This window comes from Paraflavitalea devenefica (assembly GCF_011759375.1).
Classification (GTDB): Bacteria; Bacteroidota; Bacteroidia; order Chitinophagales; family Chitinophagaceae; genus Paraflavitalea; species Paraflavitalea devenefica.
In genome coordinates this window covers 89691-111522 of sequence record NZ_JAARML010000007.1, presented here as the reverse complement: position 1 = coordinate 111522, position 21832 = coordinate 89691, and the positions used below count along the sequence as shown (strand labels likewise).

Below are 21832 nucleotides of genomic sequence, written 5' to 3'. Positions count from 1 at the left end.
TTAATGCGATTGAAATATTTTCACAAAACTGCTGCAGAATGCCGGGCAGGAAAATACCGGCATGCATGAAATGTAAAGACCGCTGTATGAGTTGTCATTAAATTTGCGCGTCAATGTCACTCGTATGGCGAATCATGGCTATATTTGACAAGTTTTTAACCCTTAATCGTTGTCTAAATACGTTTACTTTCTTCCTGTACTTCTATTGTGGAGCCAGATGTCCCCTGCCCGTCAAACAATTGCCAAACAGGGGAAAACCCCTTTATTCCTGGTTGCTCCTTCTGCTGTGAAACCCGATGCACGGCAATATATTTTTACCCGTTTCAGCACATTCAACGGCCTTTCGGCCAACCTCATCAATAACCTGGTGCAGGATCATAAGGGGTATATCTGGCTGGCTACACCCAATGGCCTGCAGCGCTATGATGGCAATAAGTTCGTCACCTTTAAACACCAGCACAGCAATCCGAATACCCTGCCCGACGACAATGTGGGTAAGGTGTATATAGACAAGCGCAACAGGCTTTGGGTGTCAACAGCCGATAACAGAATAGGCATTTTTGATACGGATAATTTTATTTACCGGGAAGTGCCTATGCAATGGGTAGGGGAACGCCCTACGATATATTATGGCGCCAATATAATGGAGACCCGGGATGGAAAGCTGAGGTTTTTTTCAGGGAATAATGGGTATGAATACCTTCCAGACTCCAATAAGATTGTGTTGAATAATGATCTCTTTCCTGTAGTGCCCAACTGGACGCGGTATAGCGTATTTTATGACACGCTGACCGGGCGTACCTGGATGGGATGCGATTCGGGGGTAGCCATGTATGATCCGGCCACCCGGCATCTCAACTACCGGGGACATAATCCCGATAAGGACAAAACAATAGAAGCATTCAGGGATGCGAAAACGGTGCTTTGGACTTATGCCGATCGTTATGGTCGTTTCTTTACGACGACCTGGCGCCTTGAAGATGGTGGTCCCCGCCTGCATTATTACAATGCGAAGACCGGTGAACGGAAAACGCATAATGTGTCAGGCGAACTGTTTGGCGGCGGTTATCATGAGATCAATGGCATACAGTTGCAGCGTAACGGCCGCTTATGGATCTATGGCATGCCCTTCATTGCGGAATATACAGGCGGTGAACGGCCCCTGCAGGGACTGCAGAATGAATACAAGGATGAGCAGAGCCTGAAATTCGACCATGCCTACTACATGTACGAGGACCGTTCGGGCAACCTGTGGGTGTGTACCACCAATGGCGTTTACCTGTTCAATCCTGATGCCCAGCAATTCAATGCTTACCGGCTGTTGCGTCCCGATGGCACGGGGGTTATGGACGGACCCACAAAATGTGTACTGGAGGCAGACAGCAACCAGCTATGGGTGGGTACCTGGGGAGTGGGGCTCTATGCTTACGATAAAAACTTCAAACCTTCAACGTTGCCTCCCGCTATGAGGCGCTACGAACAGGTTGCTGCTATTTGGTGCCTGGTACGTCACCGTACTTCCGGGTTGATATGGATGGGCATGCAGGATGGCGCCATGTCGGTATATGACCCGGTGCAGGGTAAAGAACAGCTTTATTTTTTTGACATCTTTCAGCGGCGCACCATCAGGCAGGTAGCGCAGGATAAGCAGGGGAATCTGTGGTTTGGCACCCAGGGCGGATTGGTCATTAAATGGACCTATCAGCCAGGCAGAAAGATCGAAGAAGGGTTTACTGAGGTAGTCCGTACCGGCCTGGTGCACAAAATGTTTGTAGACAGGGACGGTTATGTCTGGGTGGGTACCTCAGGACATGGATTGCTTAAAATAGATCCGGTTACTCATAAAACCCTTGAGCATTATGGGGCCAGGGGGCCTAAAGGCAAGAGACTGTGGAATGACAGCCCTGCCGACATGGTGCAGGTCAATGACAGCACCCTGCTGATAGTGGGCTATGGCATTTCCCTGCTGAACGTAAGAACAGGCCATGTGCGCTTCATCAGTACCGACGAAGGATTGCCATCTAATAATGCGATGTGTGTGGCCAGGGATAAGCATGGCATTATCTGGCTGGGCATGAATAGCGGTATATGCCGTATGAACCTGGAAAAGCTGGTGTTTACCTACTATGACCGCAGGGATGGCATGCCGGCTGATTATTTTGACATAGACGATGCGCATCACCTCAGCGATGGCCGCCTGGTGTTTACCAGCGCGCACAATTTTGTGGTCATTGATCCGGAGAAAATGGTCAGGCATCAGCCACCGCCTGATGCCGTAATCACCGATATCAGGATTGCCAACCGGTCATTGCCGGCGGATTCGGTAAGCAGGCTGTTCGCCATCCATCTGCAGCACGATAAAAGTTCCATCAGTATTGAGTTCGGCAGTTTTAATTTCTTACGCCATGAGAAAATGGATTATTATTACCAGTTGGCAGGCGTGGATAAGGACTGGATACATGCTGACGACCGGCGCCAGGCCATTTATAATCACCTCAGCCCGGGTAATTATGTATTCAAGGTCAAAAGCATTAATGCCGACGGTGTAGCCAGTACAGATATTACTTCCCTGCGCATACGGGTAGAACCCCCTTTCTGGCGCACCGGGTGGTTCTATGGTTCGCTGGCACTGCTGGCCATCGGCATTTTGTACTGGATAGACAGGGAGCGTATGCGGCGCATCCGGGAACTGCAGGCCATGCGCACGCAGATCGCCATCAACCTGCATAGCGATATCAATACCACGCTGAACAATATCAACATGTTGAGTGAGATGGCCAAGATCAAGGCCGATAAAGACCTTACCCGCTCCAAGGAATATATTGAGCAGATCAGCGAGAAAAGCCACAATATGATCATTGCCATGGATGACATGCTGTGGAGCATAGACCCGCAGAACGACAGCATGGAGAAAACCTTATTGCGGATGCTGGAGTTTGTGGATGCGCTGATCAACCGTCATGGCGCCAATATAGATATCCTGGTAGACGAGCATGTACGCTCTTTACAACTGGACATGAAAGCGCGCCATGAAATGCTGCTCATTTTTAAGGAAGTACTGCGCAACATGGTACAGGAATCCAAGGGCAACCACATCCTCATCAATATAGACCTGATCAAGTCAAAACTGTCACTGAAAATACAGGATGATGGCAGCTATGCCAATGAGGGCGACCTGTTTTCTGCACAGGCCCTGCAGGTAATAGGCAAACGAACGAGCGCCATCCGCGCCGAACTGGATATCCAGGCCGACAGGAATGGCGCCTCGGTAATATTGCTGGTGCCGATAGGATAAATTACTTACCCATCCACTTCTTGAAGTCGCTTACTTTTTCACGGCTTACGATGGCTTCCTTGTCTACAGCCGGTTTTAAATGCAACAGCAGGCGGTTGCCAAAATAATCATGGATCTGGTCTACACTGTCTACCGCAATGTAGAAAGCACGGCTGATGCGGAAATAGCGGTCGGGGTCCAGCATATCTTCCAGCTCATCCATGGTATAGTCTACTACAAACTTGCGGTTATCATACGTCTTGAAGAAGTTCAGGCGCCCGTCACTAAAGAAATAAGCGATCTCTTCCACCTCAATGGAAACCAGCTTCTGTGCATGTTTCACCAGGAATCGTTTGCGGTATTCTTTCGGTTGCAGCTTTTGGCGCAGCTCTTTTACCAGGCTCTCCACATTCAGGTCGGTATGGCTGTTGTCGGCTGCATAGAGGTCTTTCATCTGCCTGTATTTATTGAGTGCTGTTTCCAGGTCTTCTTTCTGGATAGGCTTCAGCAAATAATCAATACTGTTCACCTTGAATGCTTTCAGCGCATACTCATCATACGAGGTGGTGAATACCACGGCGCTTTTAACGGTGGTGCGGCTGAAGATCTCAAAGCTCTGCCCGTCGCTTAATTCAATATCCATCAGGATCAGGTCGGGCGAGGGGTTGTCCTGCAGCCAGTCTACCGTGCTTTTAATGCTGTCGGTTACGCCTACCACCTGGGCCTGGGCATCAACGCCGGCCAGTGTTTTCTGCAGTTTCTTCACTGCCAGCTCTTCGTCTTCTACGATTAGAATTTTCATATAGAAAATTTTTTATGTTGATTTATTGAGGGTGTATCTGTTTTTGAACGGCGCTTATTTTCTTTTCATAGCCACTGTCCCATATCAGGGGCAATATGACGGTAAAGTTCCGGGTATCGGACAATACCTGGAAACCGGGTTGCTCCAGCAGCTCATATTTCAGGCGGATATTGGCCAGCCCAATTTTATTGGAAGGGTCCTTGATCGTTTTGCTCTGTAAGTTATTATTCACAGCCAGTTGATTGCCGGCCATGGTGAAAATATCAATCACCAGCGGCTGTTGCCTGGATACGATATTATGCTTCACGGCATTTTCCACCAGCAATTGCAGGCTGAGGGAAGGCAGCAGGTAACTGTCATACCGCTTGTCTACTTCCAGTTGTATCTGGATCGCATCTCCATGCCTCGTTTTCAGCAGCCGGTAGTACGACTGGATGAACCGCAACTCGTTTTGCAGGGTGGAAAGCCCATCTTCGTTATTGCGCAGCAGGTAGCGATATACCTTGCTCAACTCATCCAGGAAGCCTTCTGCCTGTTTGGGATCTTCTGAAATGAGGGAGGAAAGGGTATTGAAACAGTTGAACAGGAAATGCGGATTTACCTGGCTTTTCAGCGTCTCAAATTCGTATTGAATAGCCATCTGCTGGATCTCTTCTTTTTCTGCCAGGCTGGCTTTCCATTTAATGATCACATATTCTGCTTCCCAGGAAGTAGTGGCAATGAGCGTAAGGGCTACAGCCAGCAGGATAGATGTTTTAAACTGGTGAACATCCAGCACATATCCCAGGAAATGGAAATAGTCATATCCCGCGAACAGGCAGGCAAAGGTAAGGCTGGTAAGGAATACATGGGTAATGGCCAGGAGGATCAGTCGCGGGAGGGTCTGTTGCAGGTCGGGCAGTCTGATGCGCAGCCAGTGCATGCTCACAATATGCAGGTACCAGGAAACAAAACCCTGCACATACACCAGGGTAAATGAATACAGCCATATTTCCCGGTCATGCCAGATACGGTCGCCAAACAGCAAATGGTTCAGCAGCGCCGTCAGCACAGGCATGAGCGTGAAAAAGGTGATCCATTCTACCCGCGAGGGTTTCATCCATGTTTTAATCATGTGACACTTGTTTCTTCCTGGTCAATCAATGGAATATGAATGATGCGTTGTTTCTCTGTTTGCCGTATGGCCACTGTCTGACGGCAAAGCAGCCGGTACTTATTAATAATATTGTCGAGCCCCACGGGTTCCGACTCCTGTATGCCGATCCTGATCTTGGGTTGCACATTGTGTTGTATTTGCAGCCATTGCTCTCCGAGGGAACTGATGGTAATGTTCAGGGGACTGTCTTTGCTCATGGTATTGGCGGTAAAGGTATTTTCCACCAGCAGTTGCAGGGTGAGTGGCGGCATCAACAGGGACAGTTGCTCTTCTTTTATCTGCAGGGTCAGGTTAATGCCATCGCCATAACGTACTTTCAGCAGGTAATAATAGCTATGCAGGAATTGTACTTCAGTGCCCAGGGTCACCAGCCTGTCATCGCTGCGCAGCAGGTAGCGGTATACCTTGCTCATTTCATCCAGGAATTTCTCTGCCTCCGTGGTATTCTCACTGATCAGGCTCGACAGGGAGTTGAGGCTGTTGAACAGGAAATGCGGGTTCATCTGGCTTTTGAGGCCCAGTAACCGGCTTTGCATGTACACTTTCTTCAACTGCTGGGTTTCTGTCATCGTCTTTTTCCACTTCTCAAAGCTGTCCACCCCCTCATGCAGGATGGTTACAAACACATTGAAAATGGCGGCAGACAGGAGGGTCCACTGGTAGCGTATCTGGTTCAGCTCATAATTCAGGAAGTGGAAGTAGTCGTACCCCCAGAACAGGATAGTGACAATAAGGGCATTGATGAGGATGAACAGGAAGATAGAGATGAACATCCGTTTGACCAGGTCACTGTCTTTGGGGAACCGGTTGCGCAGGGTGACGGCGATGGCGGTGAAAACGAACCAGAAACTACCGAGGATGAGGAAGGTGGCAAGGCTGCCCCACAGGAATACCCTTCTTTCTGTAAAAAAGCGGCCGCCGAATAATAAACTGTTGTATACCAGTACAATAACAGGCACAACAGCCGCAAAGATCCATAGGTCCTTACGGGTATATTGTGGCAGCTTAAACCTTTTGAGGGGGGTGTGGGCGTCTACTGTCATTATTATAACAAATTACCATCTTTTGGAAAGAGCAAGTTAAGGGGTTTCTATAGAATGGGGAATAATGGGTATGAATTGAGGATTCTTTTGCGTGAATTGGTGGGGTGGCGAGGGGTAAATGGCTAGTGGCTAGTAGACCTTAGCGGCGGCTAGTTCACTAATAAGCCCCACTCGCTACTCGCTCGATAGGAGTCCTTCGGACCATTTACCACTTGACTTCGCCTTCTGTAGCCAAATCCTGCACTTGAAACAGGAATTATATCAGATCATACATCCCTCACTTCTCCGGCAAGTTGTTGCCACCCATCTTTGCGAAGCAATTAAATCTCTTTAACTATTTAGCCATTTAGTCATGAAACAACAACGAACCAACAAGATGTGGATAGCCTTGCAGGCCCTTGTACTGACCTGTATTGCAGGCTTTGCCATTTTTGGCTTATTGTCTTTTAAAGCGATGAACCGTTATGCCGATTTCTGGGGCCAGCTTGGCGTCAGCAAAGAACGTGGCACCGCCAGCATCAAAGAAAGTTTTTTAGGTGGGTATTTTTATTATAGCGGCCGTAATGTGAAAAACATTCTCGCAGGCGACCGCACGGCCGTAGCCAAAGACCTGCTGGCCTATACCAAAGAATATGTGAACACCGAAGCCTTTGCCAAAGATTATGAAACCTCCCGTCAATGGAGCAAACCCGTACCACCGGAAGCTGCCAAAACAGAAGCCGTGATCCGCCAGAAGTTTATTGATGATGCAAAAAAGGGCATCGGGAACCTGGAACAGTTGCTCAAAACAACCACTGATGCATCTATGAAAAAGTCGGTACAGAATGCCCTGGAACAAACGAAGCAATCCCTGAAGGATTATGAAGACCCCAACAGTCAGATGATCAAATTGGCTGTACAGGGCGAGCAGAATCAATATAACTGGCGGTTGAAAGACTATGAGGATAAACTGAAATCCTGGGAAGAGCATACGCCTGCCGGTGTAAAAGCGCTGATCAAAGTAAGGTTGCAGCAATTGCTGAAAGTAACCAACGATGTTGATTTCAATGCCCAGTTGACTGAACGATATGGCAAGAAGGTTTTTGTGAACAGGGAGTATGAAGGCAAGCCGTCCGAATGGAAAATGGCTTTCCGTGCCGGTAAGGAGGTGACCAACGCCGTACGCGCTTTTGCCACGGAGTGGTTGAAAGAAGTTCAATAGTACCTACGCTTAACAAAACAAATACGCTGTAAATGAAAAAGATCTTTGTATTGACCCTGTTACTGGTCCCGGCCACGGTATTTTGCCAGGGCTTCCTGGACCGCTTAAAGAAAAAAGCACAAAATAAAGCTGAACAAAAAGCAGAACAGAAAGTTGAAAAAGCTATTGATAAAGGCGTTGATAAAGCTGAGCAGGCTGCAAAGCCCGGTGCTAAATCAACGGGCGCTAAATCGCCAGATAGTGCTGCTACATCTAAAGCGCCAGTTGCAGCAACACCAGTCCCGGCCCCGCCTACGGAAGCTGCGGCTGCCCCTGTAGTCCTGAAAAGCAATTCCCGCTTTGATTTTATTCCCGGGGAGCAGATCGTTTATACCGAAAGTTTTGAGCAGGACGTTATTGGGGAGCTGCCCACCGGCTGGAATACTACCGGCACCGGTGAAGTGGTTACCCTGAATAATTATCCGGGCAAATGGCTGCAATTGCACCAGCGCAGCTTTTACCTCACCAGTAACCAAAAGGAATTTGGGGAGAATTATACAGTGGAGTTTGATGTGATCATGCAGTTGAAGTACAATGGTCATTTCTATCCGTATTTTTCCTTTGGGTTTATTGGCACCAATGGTGAGCCTGCTGCGGGCAATGATTTCCTGCGTAACTATCGTAAGTATGCCAGTGGAGAAGCCATTATTTATCCTGCTGATGCAGGCAGGTCTACCATTGATATCCGCAGCTTCAAAGATGGCCGGGAGTATTACAATGGCGATAACCAGGTGGTGAATACGCTCAGTGATTATTGGGGTAAGCCGGCGCATATTGCCATCCAGGTGCAGAAGGAACGCATGCGTATCTGGGTAGGACAAAATAAGATATTTGATGCGCCCAAAGCGTTGGCGCCGGGCGTGCAGATGAATCAACTGATCTTCGAGGTACATACTTCCAGTTATAAGGAAGATCAATATGCCATGTACTTATCCAACCTGAAAGTGGCCAAAGGAATTCCCGATGCCCGTCACAAACTGGTGGAGGAAGGTAAGTTCTCAACTACGGGTATCCTGTTTGATGTCAACTCGGATGTGATCCGGGAAGAGTCGTATGGTGTATTGAAAGATATTGCCGGCGTATTGAAGGAGCATGCAGGCATCAAGGTAAAGATCGTGGGACATACAGACAGTGATGGCGATGACCAGAAGAACCTGCAACTGTCGCAGAAGAGGGCGGCTGCCGTAGTGAAGGCCTTGCAGGATGAGTTTGGTATTGATGGAGCACGCCTGCAATCAGCAGGAAAAGGCGAGAGCGCACCCGTAGGTGATAATAAAACGAAAGAGGGTAAAGCCCTGAATAGGAGGGTGGAGTTTATTAAGTTGTAGTAATTATTGATTATTGGGTCGCTGATTGTTCAGCGACCTTTTTTACTTTGGCCGTAAATGATTCTCACATCCCCTCCCCATTAGGGCTGGTTGTCAGCACCTCACTCATGTAATCGAAAAAGGGGCGCATGGCTTTAAAGGTCTGGTTGGCGGCTTTCAGAAAATCTGCATTCAATACTTCTTTGTCGGCAAACTTCCTGATCAGCAGGAATTGTTTGTAACGCAACAGGTCAATGGCTTCGTGGTCTATCTCAAAACCTTTGGGCGCCGTTTTTACCTGCTCTCCTTTTAAGGTTCCAAAGGTGGCCTTGAATGATTTACTGTTTATTATTTTCCGCAGGGGAGTAGCATCAAAGGCAATGTCCTCCCTGACCCGTTTCAGGTCTTGCGGGTTAGGTCCCCAGAAGCCGCCTGCAATAAAGCTGTTGCCTGGTTCTATATGAAAGTAATAGCCACCCCGGCGGTATTTGGTAGCCCGTTTGAAATTGCCGCTCCAGTTGGTTTTGTAAGGTGTTTTATCAGCAGAGAAGCGGGTGTCCCTATAAATGCGGTGCAGGCTTTTCTTCCCCGAGGGGGTTTTTATTTCATCATGGCTGCTGAGCTCCTGCAATAATGCTTCTGCAAAGACCTCTACCAGCGCCTGCTCCTGCAGGAAGACGTCTTTATGGGCATTGAACCACTCCCGGTTATTGTTCTTCTTTAAAGCGGTTAAAAAGTCAAAGCCCGATTTATGTATTTGTGATGGGTGCTTATATTGTTTGGCCATACGGTAATGCTTTAAAAGCATATTAGCCGGCAAATATAGGGTTGTTTGCCGGCTGATCCCGGTGCGGCCGGTTTTTGCACCCGGATGCATAATGATGGCCGGGCTCAGGAAGGTCCAGGTATGCCCGAATTTTTTTTAATGTGTGTATTGTCTGGAAAAATATTGACCCGTAATTGTATCAACCTGTATGTCGTGTGGGAAAAAATACCTATTTTACTATTATCATTGATTCTACCGGTGTAAACCGATCGCTGTTTTTGATTCCACTCCATGAAAGTCAGGTCTGTACCCTTCCAGGTTGTCCGGGGGTATGTTCCTGCAACTACCCAGCCTCATTCTATGATAGGTTTACTGCTATGCTGAACCTGCTAAGCTAAACGAAGAGCAACCAGTTACATTACCAGTGTGTCCTTATTTTTCCTGTTTTTTCATGATGATCAGTTGATCAAAGATCGACTGTGACCAAAATTACTATTGCACATGAGCAAACCATCTACGGAAAAGGAACTGATGCATCGTTTCCAGCAGGGAGATGCGGCAGCTTTTAACACCATCTACAACCGCTATTATTTTTCCCTGCGTGATTTCTCCAAACGGCTAACCTGCCAGAAGCAGCAGGCCGAGGACATTGCCGTTGAAACTTTTGTAAAATTGTACCGCCTGTGCGGCAATTTTGAGAATGTAGCCAATATCCGCGCTTTCCTCTATGTTACTGCCCGCAATGCCTGTTATGATTATCTTTCTTATACGCACCGTAAACCGGCGGATGAGCGGGAACATCCCGTCAGCACTGAACGTGAAAATTATCCCGGCAGTGAGGGAGTAGAAACGGCGACAGTATTAAAAGCTGTTTTTGAAGCTATTGAAGGATTGCCGGAAGAATGCGGCAGGGTATTTAAAATGACCCATGCGCAGGGACTGAAAAGTGTTGATATAGCCCGGGCGCTTTCCATTTCCGAACAGGCAGTGCGCAGCCACAGGCGCCGTTCCATAAAAATGCTGCGGATGGCGCTCTTTCAGAAACGTCTTCCCGAAGCTGCCCTTATCTGCCTCAGTATGGTTAAAAGTGGTCCCGAAACACCCATCAGGAAAGTGGTGACTACGATTTACGCAAATGAAGTGAATTAAACCGGCAATAGTAATGGCCGGAGCAGGTGACCACCTGCATAGGCGGGAGAAGTCCATCGCTACTGCCGGCCCCGCCTGGTAAGGCATTCCAGTGAGTAGTTAAATTACGGAGCCGGCGCGCGGTAGCTGATGGAATCATTGATTGTTTGGAATACAAACCAATCAGGCTTAACCAGAGATCCTATTCTTTTACCTGTAAAAAAGACTGTTTTGAACCTGTAGAAGCCGCTACATTCCTGCCTCATGGGTCAGGGTTAACAGGCTGGCTGGGAGGTAACGGCCATTCAAGCAGGTTACCGGTTCTATAATGCTTTGTTCCGTAGCATATCCCGGGTATAAGCATTCAGGTAGCATACTTAACCGGTTTTTGTTAAAACAGGAATACGTTACCAATAAAACATTATTGCCGGGCCGATAGCTAATGATGGTATTCATAGGGATACAGGCGTCCGGAAACCTGTTCAGTGACCGTACCTTCAATATGGACACCTGTGCCGGGAGGCATAGGGAAAAAGAAACCGGTTATTGAAATCCCCCAAACCGGTTCCAGGTTGTTACAACGGTGTTAGTGACCAGGACCTATTAAAAGGGGCAAGAATCAATAACAGCCATAAACTACAGTTTACATTCAAACCTGTGTGCAAGTTACTTCCCGTAATTTGTCATATCTGCACAAATTGTTTTCCTATCTGCACAAATTTTAAGCACATCTGCAAGCGAGCCTTACTGTTATAATTCCCTTATTTTCATATAACTATACGGGTTATGAATAATTGTATAGGTAAAATAAGTTATAAGATCGCGGGAAAACTACCATCGGAAACCTTGCATAATTGAATAGGATTACTACTCCCTTATTGGTTCTCATTTCTCCATTGTGAAGGCGTTACATCGAAGGCTTTTTTGAAAGCAGCGCTGAAGCTGCTGATCGTATTGTAGCCTGCCAGGGCAGCAATTTGTTTAATGGGTTTATCAGTATCTTCCAATAGCTTTTTTGCTTTTTCCATACGCATTTGTACCTGGTAGGTATAGATGCTTACACCGAACAGTTTTTTAAAACCGTACTGCAGCTTGGTGCGGTTCATCCCTGCTTCATAGGCTAAGTGCTGAATCGTGGTATGTGGCAATTGCTTATGGCTAAGGATATCCTTTACCGCTTTAATGCGTTGGATGTCCAGGTGCTTCAGCTTTATTTTTTTTGCGCTCATTGTCCGGTTTAATTTTAGGCAAAAACTATCCATAGCGTATCGCCGGGGGATCCGTTGTTACGATGCGTTTCACAGGACAGAATACTCCTTTAAGGCATGTAAATACTGCACCCTCGCGCAATAGATGTGAAATATGCGCAGGTACTCATTTTGCTGTAGAATACAGACTCAATAACGGTTAAGTCCAATTTGCTGAGGAATCAAAGCCAAAGCAATAGTATTGCCCTGTCCGCAGCCTGTCCACGAAAATGGGGTGGCTGCAGAAAGGATGTCTTTATAGGAGCGGTACGCCAACCTACAAAGCGGTTACACTTAACGATATTGAATACTCGTTGTAACTGTTTGGGGTAACGCAAATATAGCCGCTTTGATGAAAAGATAAAAGGTGTCGCTGCAGTTATGCTGCAGGGGCCCGATTTTTATGGTGAATTAATGGTAAACCCTTACGGTTATGCTACAGGTTTACCTGTGGTATTGGAGGGATGTCAAATGCCAGTTCCCTTACAGGGAGCCGTAAGAGAATCTGCGTATTATGCAATGATTAGCTTTGATTAACGTACACTATATTATCCCGATTTGAGACATGAACTTCTCCCGGTAGGTTTCGCCCACAGGCAGGTATTGCCCATTAATGACCACCTTTCCACGGTCTAAAAACTCAATTTTATTGCGGTTGATAATGTAAGACTTATGAATGCGGATAAATATGCCTGCGGGCAGGACGGTCTCCATTTTTTTCATGCTTTCCAGGGAGAGGACCTTGCCCGAAGGAGTATGGAAGGCTATGTAATCCCGTAATGCTTCTATATAAAAGATCGAATCCAGGTCTATTTTCTGTATACGGTATTCGGCCCTGATAAAGATATGGTCAGGCGCTTCCTTTGCAGTGGTGGCCTGCTTCTGCTCCAGCCGCTCTTTGGCTTTTATGACGGCCATCATAAAACGGTCGAATGAAAACGGTTTCAGCAGGTAGTCCACCACATCATGCTCATAACCTTCCAGGGCATACTCGCTGTAGGCCGTGGTGAGGATGACCTTACAGCGATTGCCAATGAGTTTCATAAACTGCATACCGCTCAGTTCCGGCATGTGTATATCGAGGAAAAGGAGATCGGCATTGCCCTGTTCTATTACCTGCAGGGCTTCCAGTACATGGGTGGTACTGAACACGACTGTGAGCCCGGGCACTTTCTCCACGTATTGCACCAGCAGGGTAACGGCCAGTGGCTCATCATCTACAATGACGCAACGTATGGGCGGCTGGGTATTACTCATTGATTAATTCCAGGTTAATGGTGAAGTGATTGTTCGTATCCTCAATTTTCAGGGAATGCCTGCCCGGGTACAGGAGGTGTAGCCTGCGCTGTACATTTTGCAGGCCAATACCGCCAACAGCATCTTTCAGTCCATGTCCTTTTTTGTTAATACAGTGGAAGTAAATGTTCCGCGGGCCGGCATGTATGGTGATGTTCACGCCTTCTGAAGAGCCGGAAAAATCGCCATGCTTAAAGGCATTCTCCACAAAAGGTATCAACAGCAGGGGAGGCAATTGTAAGGCGGCTGTGTCGCCGGTAATATGCAGGGGGGTATGGATAGGGTGGTCAAACCGTAATTTCTGTAAAGCAATGTACCGGCTGATGTAGTCTATCTCTTTTTGCAGGGGTACTTTTTCACTGGCATCATAGAGCATATACCGTAAAAGGTCCGATAAGCCAAGAATGGCTTCCTGCGCGCCTGCCGAATTCTGGTACATCAGGGAATAGATATTGTGCAGGCTGTTGAACAGGAAATGCGGGTTGACCTGTGAGCGCAGGAACGACAGCTCGGATTGCCGGTTCTGGATCACCATGTCTTTTTGTTCCAGTTCCTTGTACTGCGCATAGCGGATGAAATAAAAGACAATGCCGTATACGGTATACAGGAAGGCATAAAATATATTCTTGAGAAAATAGGTCTTTAGCCGCAGGTCTCTTCCCATTTTTATTTCCTCCATCACGTAACAGCCATAAAAGATGACCGGCAGGCTAAGGACGATCAATACTATGGCTATAGCCACACGTTGGGGATAAAAGCGATGGAGCAGGAGGTAGGGCGCCAGGGCAAAGAGGAAGTACAACGCAATGTCTATCACGATCACCGGCAGGTTGGGCAGTATGGTAAATTTTGAACGGCCGTTTACGAGGTCGGGCAGGTCATAAGCTAAGTGCAGCAGGATATATAAAGCCACATAAAATACCAGGAACAGGAACAGCCTTTTTCGCATTGGTCAAAGGTATTATTTATTGCCAAACACGGTATACCGGCTGCTCCCTGTTTGCAGAGATGCAGCCCTTGTTGGTCGATTTGGATTGCATACCGCCTCCCGGGGCGGTAATTTTCCATTATCAAAGTCGCTGAGCATTCTCATTGACTGTTGACATTCACTATTCACACGATAGCCGGCTGCCGGGCCTACCGGCGGGCATGGTTTCTTCTGCGCCCCAAGGGAGCTTTACAGGTTGAACGTCGCTGACCTGTAAGGCGGGTTTTGGACAATACATAGCAATGAAGTGGAACCAGCCCGGCCGCCCGGTTATCTTCCAACACATTTTTATGAGCAATCCTGTAACCAGGGGCCCATGGCCCGTGCATACTTCTATTGGCCTGCCTGCTACCCGGCAGGAGCCATTGACGCTGCCTCCGCAGCAGGAAAAAGCCAAACACAGAGGAAGATCATTCCATTCCTGGATAAAATGGTTATTCCTGTTATTACTGCTGTTGACCGGCGTGGCGGGGTACCTGTATTATGTTTATCCCCTTCGCCCTTTCCGTGATCCGCTGGGTTTGCCCTTCCGGTTATCGGGCAATTTTGGTGAGCTGCGCAGCAATCATTTTCACATGGGACTGGATGTGCGTACGAACGGACAGGAGAACCTGCCGGTATATGCGGTGGCGGATGGTTATGTAAGCCGTATTGTTATTGAGCAATACGGACTGGGTAAGGCCGTGTTTGTTACCCATCCTACTGGTTATACTACGGTATATGCACACCTGAACCGGTTTTATGATGACCTGGAAGCAACGGTAGAAGCACAGCAACTGGCTATACAAAAAAGAGAGCAGGATATGCGTTTTGACCCTGCGCGCTTCCCGGTACGGCGGGGGCAATTGATAGCCCGCAGCGGCAATACAGGCGCTTCAGAAGCGCCGCACCTGCATTTTGAGGTAAGGGATACCAAAACGGGCAATAACCTCAACCCGCTGTTGTATGGTTTTGACATGGCCGATGATAAGCCGCCCGTATTAAAAGGCTTGTATTGGTACAACAGGCAGTACAGTACTTACCGTGCTGCTGCCAACAGTATTACTATTGAAGGGGAGGATGGTGAATACCATGCCGCCCGGAAAGTGATCAAAGTAAGGTCTCCGTTCATCAGCCTGGGCATCCGGGCAGAAGACAAAAGCAATGACAACCGTTTCCTGTTTGGCATTTACCAGACCGAACTCAGGCTGGATGACAGGCCTGTTTACCAGGCTGGGCTGGACAGTTTCTCTTATACCGACAGCCGCTATATCAATGCCTGCGTGGATTATGGCAAGTGGGTGCGGTCGGGCATCTATATACAACATTTGTCGGTACTACCGGGCAACCACCTGCCGGCGGTAAAAGGCGCCGGCGTATTGGACCTCTCGGATGGACAGGTGCACAAGATCAGCATCCATCTCCGTGATGTTCGCCATAATACAACCACCTTCGAAAGCCTGGTGCAATACAGTGGCGCGCAGGAAGCGCTGAGCAGGGTACCTCCCGGCGCACATACTTTAGTCCCCGGCAGGGAAAGTGCAGTGAAAGGCGATCAATGTAAGGTGGTGTTTAGTAAGGATGCCTTTTATGATACAGTAGCGTTTGTATTGAAGGAGCAAACCAATAGTGGTATGAATAAAGCTTCGGCATTGGTGAGCCTGCATCATGGGGCTGTTCCGGTGCATGATCATTACACGGTTTCGCTCAAGGCCCTGCCCTTTGTTACCGGCCGTTTACAACAGCGGGTAGTGATGCAACTGAACAACGGTAAAAGAAAGTATGTGGCCAAAGGGACCTGGAAAGATAACTGGCTTACTGCTTCTTTCGATATGCTGGGTACGGTACAATTGCTGATAGATACGATACCGCCTGCTGTGCAGCCGGTGGGATGGGAGAGTGGTCAATCATTTGCTGCAAATAATATTCTCTTGCAACTGTTGTGCAAAGACGAAGCAGCCGGTATTGCCGGCTTCCGCGCTGAGTTGGATGGTGAATGGATGCTGTATGATAGTAAGGGCGATGATTTTACGGTTCCTGTTCCGGCAGACTGTAAACCTGGTAAGCACCTGTTGAAAGTAACCATAACCGATGTTGCCGGCAACAGCAGGAAGCAAGTGTTTTCTTTTGTGAAAGACTAAGTACTAATTGATCTTCTTCTTTGCCTGTTGTTCCTTGGCCAGGAAGTTTTCCAGGGCATCCAGCTTATTGGCCCAGAAGATGCGGTATTGTTCGGCCCAGTCACTCACTTCTTTCAGCTTGCCGAAGTTGGCTTCGCAAAAGCGCTCGCGTCCCTGCTGGCGTATGGTGATCAATCCGCACTCTGTAAGTATTTTAATATGCTTGGAAATAGCGGGCCTGCTCACCTCAAAATTGGCTGCCACACTGTTCAGGGTTAAAGTTTGCTGGGAAAGTAACCCAATGATCTGGCGGCGGGTGGGGTCGGCGATAGCCTGGAAAACATCACGTCTCATAGGTAAATATTGTAGTAGCCGTTTGGTTACAAAAGTACGGAAATAATGCAGCATCCAATAAGGTCTTATAGCACAGCTAAGACATTGAGTGAAAGGCGATTTGCAGACAGGGTTTTAAAGCGGAGCTGCTCAGGCAGTGGCCCGGTACCTGGAAATAACCCAGGCAATGGGCAATCCCACAAATACCATCAGGATCAGCATCCCGGTTATAATGCCGGAAGTGGTATGTTTCATGACAGGAGTGCTGCTCAGCGGCACTACTACGAGGTTCATGGCCAGCCATACCAGTATGCCATATAAAAGCCCGGTAACGATCCAGTTCTTACTCACCAGCCTGATGACCGGCCAGGCATAGTAAAAGATAGCAGCAAAGATGGTGGCGATCAGGAAATGCAATAGCAGGCCCAATACCTGCATCGGCACCCTATTGCTGCCGGCATAGGCTTCCTCTTTACCTACTACACCACTGGCAATAAAATTGAGTATAGGCAGCGGGTTTTTCCCCGTCTTGATCATATAACTTACAAAGGCGGCAAGGATATCCAGCGTGCCGGCTATTAATCCGGCTTTAATGATAGCCGATAAAGGTTGTTTGCGGGGCTGTATGCCAGATGCAGACACGCTAAAGGTTGCTTTATTGGAGATGGCCATGATGGTATAGGACAGTTAAGTTGACTGTTACAATAAATTTACCGCTATTTGCAGCAGGCTGATGGGGAGATGTATGTACGACAGCCAGCAACCTCCTGACGGAGGATATCGTCTGATGATCAGGCATGAGCGGGAGTCGGGAGAAAAACGCCAGTTGCTGCAGGAGCAACGTAATAATTAATAATTAATAATTTCCTGATGATTGTTTGCATGAAAAAGACATTGTTCTTCACTGTGTGTGTGCTCTATGTTTGTTTGTCAAAAGCCCAGACATCCGATGAACAATTCAGGATGCCGCTGAAAGAAGTGCTCACAGATATTGAGCAACAGTATGGCATTAAGATGCAGTATGGCGAGGACATGGTGAAAGATAAATGGGTTACTTATGCCAAATGGCGTTACCGGCCCGATGCAGAAGCAACCCTGGCCAATGTATTAGCGCCGCTGGATATGGCGGTGAACAAGACCGGCGACAAACGCTATAAGCTTAAGTATTTTGAATATCACCGCCTCACGCCGGAAGAAGGCAAGGCCCGTCTGGACCACCTCGCTTCCCTGTATAGTAATGCACAGCAGTGGGAGCTGCGGAGAGACTCCTTAAAAAAGTGCCTATGGGAGGCGTTGCAGTTATCTCCTTTGCCGCCCGCACCCGGCAGCAAGCCCATTATTGTGAATAAAAGAACGATGAATGGGTACAGCATTGAGAATATTGCTTTTGAAATATTACCCGGACTATACATTGCCGGTTCTCTGTACCGCCCGTTGAAAGCAAAAGGTAAGATACCGGTGGTGCTTTGCCCGGACGGGCATTGGGCCAAACACCGTTACCGGGCCGATTGCCAGTATCGCTGCGCCACCCTGGCGCGTATGGGCTGCATGGCCATCAGCTATGATCTCTTTGCCTGGGGCGAATCCTTGTTACAGTTTAAAACAGAAGACCATCGCCGTGCATTGGCTATGACGGTGCAGGCATTGGGAACGATCCGCCTACTGGACTACCTGCTCACGTTAAAAGAAGCCGACAGCAGCCGGGTTGCTATTTCGGGCGGCTCAGGTGGCGGCAGTCATACGATGCTTATCACTGCATTGGATAATCGTATTAAGTTAAGTATACCGGTTGTGATGTTATCCTCTTACCATAGTGGCGGCTGCCCCTGCGAAAGCGGTATGCCTGTGCATTTATGTGGCGGTGGTACGGCCAATCCGGAAATTGCCGCCATGGCAGCGCCGCGCCCGCAACTGGTGATCTCTGATGGAAAGGATTGGACAGATCATGTGCCGCAAACAGAGTTTCCCTACCTGCAAAAGATGTATGGTTATTATGGAAAGGCAGACCTGGTAGAGAATGTACACCTGCCGGAAGAAGGCCATGATTTTGGGGTGAACAAGCGTCAGCCCTTATACCTGTTCATCGCCAAACATTTTAAGCTGGATATAAAGCCCCTGCAGGATGCTGCCGGTAAGGTAGATGAAAGTAAAGTAACCATCGAAGAGGAGCCTGCTTTGTATGTATTTGGCCCGAAGGGTGAAAACCTGCCGGCGAATGCGATTAAGAGTTTTGACGAGTTGAGGAAAATATTCGAAAACAAAAAATAGTAATCAAAGAGCAAGTGGTAAGTAGCTAGTGGCAAGTGGGCTATAGCTGCGACTATTTAACCAGTCCGACGCTCTCTACTAGTCACTAGCCATTTACCACTAGCCAATTCATGAAATGTTCTTTATGTTCCGGATCATTATTATTACAATATTCTTCCTTAGTTCAATCACAGCCGTCGCCCAGCTTTATGACCTCCGTTGTGAACACCGCATTACCCCTGTGGGTGTTGATAAAGCATCGCCTATCCTGAGCTGGAAAATAAAGAGCGACCAGCGTGGGTTCCTGCAATCGGCTTACCAGGTAGTAGTAGCCGAACAGGCCAATGAGTTGGAAAATGATAGGGCCGGTATATGGAACAGTGGCAAACAAGTTTCCGGTAATTCCATTCAGGTGGTGTATAAAGGCAAGGCTTTAAAGCCAGCCACCACCTATTATTGGAAGGTACGGGTATGGGACCAGGAAAATAAAGCAATGGCCTGGAGCGTCACCAGCCAGTTTACGACAGGTTTGTTTGCGCAGGCGGACTGGAAGAAGGCGCAATGGATCGGTTATGAAGATATACATGATACGATGCGGATCGTGCCGGGCGTGCATGGCAGCGGCGGCAAGCTGGGCGAGAAAGCAAAGCAGCGCCCGGTAACGCCCTTATTCCGTAAGGAATTTACTATTGCCAAAAAAGTACGCAGTGCTGTGGCTTTTGTGAGCGGACTGGGACAATATGAGATGAGCCTGAATGGAAGAAAGACCGGTGAAAGTTTCCTGGCGCCGGGCTGGACGTTTTATGACAAAACCTGTTTGTACAATGCGTATGATGTGACGGACCAGTTGCAGCCCGGGCGTAATGTGGTTGGCGTGGTAGTAGGCAATGGGTTCCACCATATTAACCGCGAGCGATACCGTAAGCTGGTCACAATTTTTGGTATGCCCAAAATGATCTGCCTGCTGAAGATCACGTATACGGATGGCGCGGTACAAACCATTGTATCTGATCAAAGCTGGAAAACGGCGCCTTCGGCTATTACATTTAACAGCATTTTCGGCGGGGAGGATTATGATGCGCAACTGGAACAGGCAGGATGGAACAAGTCTGGCTTTCAGGATGCCTCCTGGAAGAATGCATTGCCGGTAACGGTACCCAAAGGAAAGCTGATGGCTGAATTGGATTACCCGGTGAAAGTGATGCAGTCTTTCACGGCTAAAAAGGTAACACAACTGGTAGCGGGCAGTTATGTGTATGATTTCGGCCAGAATATCTCCGGCATTGTAGTATTGAAAGTGCGTGGTAAGAAAGGGCAAACGGTGAAGCTGATACCGGCTGAGCTGATCAATGACCAGCAATTGGCTAACCAGAAGGCAACAGGCAGCCCATATTACTTTAGTTATACCCTGAAAGGGGATGGTGAGGAAACCTGGCGTCCTGTATTCTCTTATTATGGTTTCCGTTATGTGCAGGTGGAGGGTGCTGTGCCCGATACTGCTACAGGCGGCGCGGATCTTCCAAAGATAACAAGACTTACATCGTTGCATACGCGTAATTCGACGCCCACCAATGGTTCTTTTGTCTGTTCCAATAGTTTGTTCAACCGTATTGACACATTGATACAATGGGGCATTAAGGGGAATTTACAAAGCGTGATCACCGATTGCCCGCACCGGGAGAAGCTGAGCTGGCTGGAACAGGATTACCTGATGGGCGCTTCTGTGAAATACAATTTTGAAACGTATAACCTGTACAATAAGCTCATCCATGATATGATGGATGCACAGTTGCCCGATGGTATGGTGCCGGATATCGCACCGGAGTTTGTATTGTTTGACGGCGGCTTCCGCGATTCGCCGGAGTGGGGAAGTGCGGCCGTGATACTGCCCTGGCTGCAATACAAATGGTATGGCGATACGGCCATTATTCGCAAGGCCTATCCCATGATGGAAAAGTATGTGTCTTACCTGAAAAGTAAATCTCAGCATCATATTCTGTCACACGGCCTGGGCGACTGGTACGATCTGGGGCCCAACCGTCCGGGATTTGCCCAACTTACCCCGATGGGACTCACCGCTACTGCTATTTATTATTATGATGTAAAGCTGTTGAGCAAGATGTCTTCCTTGCTTGGCAAGTCGCAGGCCGCTACTGCTTATGCGGCACAGGCCAAGGAAATCAGGCAGGTGTTTAATGATACCTTCTTCAATGTCTCCACAAAAGTATATGCTACCGGTAGCCAAACCTCCATGGCTATGCCATTGGTGGTAGGGCTGGTGGAAGACAAACATCGGGAAGCGGTGTTTAAAAACCTGGTGGACTCTATTACGACTACCGGCAAAAAGTTAACGGCTGGTGATGTGGGCTTTCATTTCCTGGTGCAGGCATTGCAGGAAGGCGGCGCTTCACCCTTGTTGTATGATATGAATTTCCGGGACGATGTGCCGGGTTATGGCTACCAGCTCAAGAAAGGCGCTACGGCCTTGACAGAATCCTGGCAGGCATTGGAAGTGGTATCCAATAACCACCTCATGCTGGGCCATATTATGGAATGGTTTTATGGCGGGCTGGCAGGCATCCGGCAATCGGACAGATCGGTAGCCTGGAGCAATATTGTGATACAACCAGAGGTGGTAGGTGATATCAGTTATGTAAAGGGTAGTTATGAGTCGTTGTACGGCACTATCGTCAGTGAATGGAAAAAAGAGGGTAATGTTTTTACACTGAATGTGACCATTCCCGCCAATACCCGGGCTACTGTGCATATCCCTGGTGCAAAAGGCAGGCAGGTTACAGAGGGTGGCGAAGCTGTGCAAATAATAGCGTACAAAGATGACTACGCCCTCGTAGGTGTGGGAGCGGGGAAGTATGAATTTGTGGTGAAATAGATTATTATTAATATTG

16 protein-coding genes are annotated in these 21832 nt (G+C 48.1%); 7 read left to right on the top strand and 9 right to left on the bottom strand.

All coding sequences use genetic code 11. The features are described 5' to 3' along the window. The first annotated feature begins 169 nt into the window (after positions 1–169). Positions 170–3295, top strand: coding sequence for a ligand-binding sensor domain-containing protein (locus HB364_RS29445; RefSeq protein WP_167292022.1), 3126 nt, complete (start codon positions 170–172; stop codon positions 3293–3295). Between the two features lies 1 nt (position 3296). Here HB364_RS29445 and HB364_RS29440 read toward each other — a convergent pair whose 3' ends face one another. From HB364_RS29440 to HB364_RS29430, 3 genes are read right to left on the bottom strand one after another with little or no spacing between them, the layout of a single operon-like run. Then, positions 3297–4076 carry a LytR/AlgR family response regulator transcription factor gene (locus HB364_RS29440; RefSeq protein WP_167292021.1) on the bottom strand — a complete coding sequence of 260 codons (780 nt, stop codon included), beginning with the start codon at positions 4074–4076 and terminating at the stop codon, positions 3297–3299. Between the two features lie 22 nt (positions 4077–4098). Continuing rightward, positions 4099–5190: a sensor histidine kinase gene (locus HB364_RS29435; RefSeq protein WP_167292020.1), complete on the bottom strand. Its 1092-nt coding sequence runs from the start codon at positions 5188–5190 to the stop codon at positions 4099–4101. After that, positions 5187–6275 carry a sensor histidine kinase gene (locus tag HB364_RS29430; protein WP_167292019.1) on the bottom strand — a complete coding sequence of 363 codons (1089 nt, stop codon included), beginning with the start codon at positions 6273–6275 and terminating at the stop codon, positions 5187–5189. The genes HB364_RS29435 and HB364_RS29430 overlap by 4 nt, the downstream gene beginning before the upstream one ends. Before the next feature lie 352 nt (positions 6276–6627). Here HB364_RS29430 and HB364_RS29425 point away from each other — a divergent pair, with 352 nt between their 5' ends. Beyond that, on the top strand, positions 6628–7476 hold the full coding sequence (locus tag HB364_RS29425) for a hypothetical protein (RefSeq protein ID WP_167292018.1): 849 nt from the start codon (positions 6628–6630) through the stop codon (positions 7474–7476). Positions 7477–7508: 32 nt separating this feature from the next. Further along, a complete protein-coding gene (locus tag HB364_RS29420) occupies positions 7509–8843 on the top strand; it encodes an OmpA family protein (RefSeq protein WP_167292017.1) in 1335 nt (444 codons plus the stop codon). Between the two features lie 64 nt (positions 8844–8907). Here HB364_RS29420 and HB364_RS29415 read toward each other — a convergent pair whose 3' ends face one another. Next, positions 8908–9609, bottom strand: coding sequence for a DUF2461 domain-containing protein (locus HB364_RS29415; RefSeq protein WP_167292016.1), 702 nt, complete (start codon positions 9607–9609; stop codon positions 8908–8910). A gap of 480 nt (positions 9610–10089) precedes the next feature. Here HB364_RS29415 and HB364_RS29410 point away from each other — a divergent pair, with 480 nt between their 5' ends. After that, complete coding sequence (locus HB364_RS29410; RefSeq protein WP_167292015.1) at positions 10090–10737, top strand: RNA polymerase sigma factor; 648 nt, start codon at positions 10090–10092, stop codon at positions 10735–10737. 854 nt (positions 10738–11591) lie between these two features. On the opposite strand, the gene HB364_RS29405 is transcribed toward HB364_RS29410, so the two are convergent. The 3 genes from HB364_RS29405 to HB364_RS29395 all read right to left on the bottom strand — a co-directional run bounded on the left by HB364_RS29405 (position 11592) and on the right by HB364_RS29395 (position 14208). After that, on the bottom strand, positions 11592–11945 hold the full coding sequence (locus HB364_RS29405; protein WP_167292014.1) for a helix-turn-helix domain-containing protein: 354 nt from the start codon (positions 11943–11945) through the stop codon (positions 11592–11594). A gap of 561 nt (positions 11946–12506) precedes the next feature. Next, positions 12507–13220: a LytR/AlgR family response regulator transcription factor gene (locus tag HB364_RS29400; protein ID WP_167292013.1), complete on the bottom strand. Its 714-nt coding sequence runs from the start codon at positions 13218–13220 to the stop codon at positions 12507–12509. Next, positions 13213–14208 (bottom strand): sensor histidine kinase, encoded by a 996-nt coding sequence (locus HB364_RS29395; RefSeq protein WP_167292012.1) that lies wholly within the window; start codon positions 14206–14208, stop codon positions 13213–13215. The genes HB364_RS29400 and HB364_RS29395 overlap by 8 nt, the downstream gene beginning before the upstream one ends. Positions 14209–14537: 329 nt before the next feature. On the opposite strand from HB364_RS29395, the gene HB364_RS29390 reads away from it, so the two are divergent. Beyond that, positions 14538–16367 carry a peptidoglycan DD-metalloendopeptidase family protein gene (locus HB364_RS29390; protein WP_167292011.1) on the top strand — a complete coding sequence of 610 codons (1830 nt, stop codon included), beginning with the start codon at positions 14538–14540 and terminating at the stop codon, positions 16365–16367. Positions 16368–16370: 3 nt separating this feature from the next. Here HB364_RS29390 and HB364_RS29385 read toward each other — a convergent pair whose 3' ends face one another. Together HB364_RS29385 and HB364_RS29380 are read right to left on the bottom strand one after the other, a co-directional pair. Next, positions 16371–16700, bottom strand: a complete 330-nt coding sequence (locus HB364_RS29385; RefSeq protein WP_167292010.1) for an ArsR/SmtB family transcription factor — start codon at positions 16698–16700, stop codon at positions 16371–16373. Positions 16701–16829: 129 nt separating this feature from the next. Continuing rightward, a complete protein-coding gene (locus HB364_RS29380) occupies positions 16830–17351 on the bottom strand; it encodes a DUF1440 domain-containing protein (RefSeq protein WP_167292009.1) in 522 nt (173 codons plus the stop codon). A gap of 210 nt (positions 17352–17561) precedes the next feature. Here HB364_RS29380 and HB364_RS29375 point away from each other — a divergent pair, with 210 nt between their 5' ends. After that, positions 17562–18947: an alpha/beta hydrolase family protein gene (locus tag HB364_RS29375; RefSeq protein ID WP_167292008.1), complete on the top strand. Its 1386-nt coding sequence runs from the start codon at positions 17562–17564 to the stop codon at positions 18945–18947. Positions 18948–19071: 124 nt separating this feature from the next. Beyond that, positions 19072–21816: a family 78 glycoside hydrolase catalytic domain gene (locus tag HB364_RS29370; RefSeq protein WP_167292007.1), complete on the top strand. Its 2745-nt coding sequence runs from the start codon at positions 19072–19074 to the stop codon at positions 21814–21816. Positions 21817–21832: the final 16 nt, after the last annotated feature.

Excerpts from the sequence above, each read along its gene's own strand:
- HB364_RS29395 (WP_167292012.1), bottom strand. The coding sequence starts at position 14,208 with ATGCGAAAAAGGCTGTTCCTGTTCCTGGTATTTTATGTGGCTTTATAT.
- HB364_RS29400 (WP_167292013.1), bottom strand. The coding sequence starts at position 13,220 with ATGAGTAATACCCAGCCGCCCATACGTTGCGTCATTGTAGATGATGAG.
- HB364_RS29385 (WP_167292010.1), bottom strand. The coding sequence starts at position 16,700 with ATGAGACGTGATGTTTTCCAGGCTATCGCCGACCCCACCCGCCGCCAG.
- HB364_RS29425 (WP_167292018.1), top strand. The coding sequence starts at position 6,628 with ATGAAACAACAACGAACCAACAAGATGTGGATAGCCTTGCAGGCCCTT.
- HB364_RS29410 (WP_167292015.1), top strand. The coding sequence starts at position 10,090 with ATGAGCAAACCATCTACGGAAAAGGAACTGATGCATCGTTTCCAGCAG.
- HB364_RS29415 (WP_167292016.1), bottom strand. The coding sequence starts at position 9,609 with ATGGCCAAACAATATAAGCACCCATCACAAATACATAAATCGGGCTTT.
- HB364_RS29405 (WP_167292014.1), bottom strand. The coding sequence starts at position 11,945 with ATGAGCGCAAAAAAAATAAAGCTGAAGCACCTGGACATCCAACGCATT.
- HB364_RS29370 (WP_167292007.1), top strand. The coding sequence starts at position 19,072 with ATGTTCCGGATCATTATTATTACAATATTCTTCCTTAGTTCAATCACA.
- HB364_RS29430 (WP_167292019.1), bottom strand. The coding sequence starts at position 6,275 with ATGACAGTAGACGCCCACACCCCCCTCAAAAGGTTTAAGCTGCCACAA.
- HB364_RS29435 (WP_167292020.1), bottom strand. The coding sequence starts at position 5,190 with ATGATTAAAACATGGATGAAACCCTCGCGGGTAGAATGGATCACCTTT.
- HB364_RS29390 (WP_167292011.1), top strand. The coding sequence starts at position 14,538 with ATGAGCAATCCTGTAACCAGGGGCCCATGGCCCGTGCATACTTCTATT.
- HB364_RS29420 (WP_167292017.1), top strand. The coding sequence starts at position 7,509 with ATGAAAAAGATCTTTGTATTGACCCTGTTACTGGTCCCGGCCACGGTA.
- HB364_RS29380 (WP_167292009.1), bottom strand. The coding sequence starts at position 17,351 with ATGGCCATCTCCAATAAAGCAACCTTTAGCGTGTCTGCATCTGGCATA.
- HB364_RS29375 (WP_167292008.1), top strand. The coding sequence starts at position 17,562 with ATGAAAAAGACATTGTTCTTCACTGTGTGTGTGCTCTATGTTTGTTTG.
- HB364_RS29440 (WP_167292021.1), bottom strand. The coding sequence starts at position 4,076 with ATGAAAATTCTAATCGTAGAAGACGAAGAGCTGGCAGTGAAGAAACTG.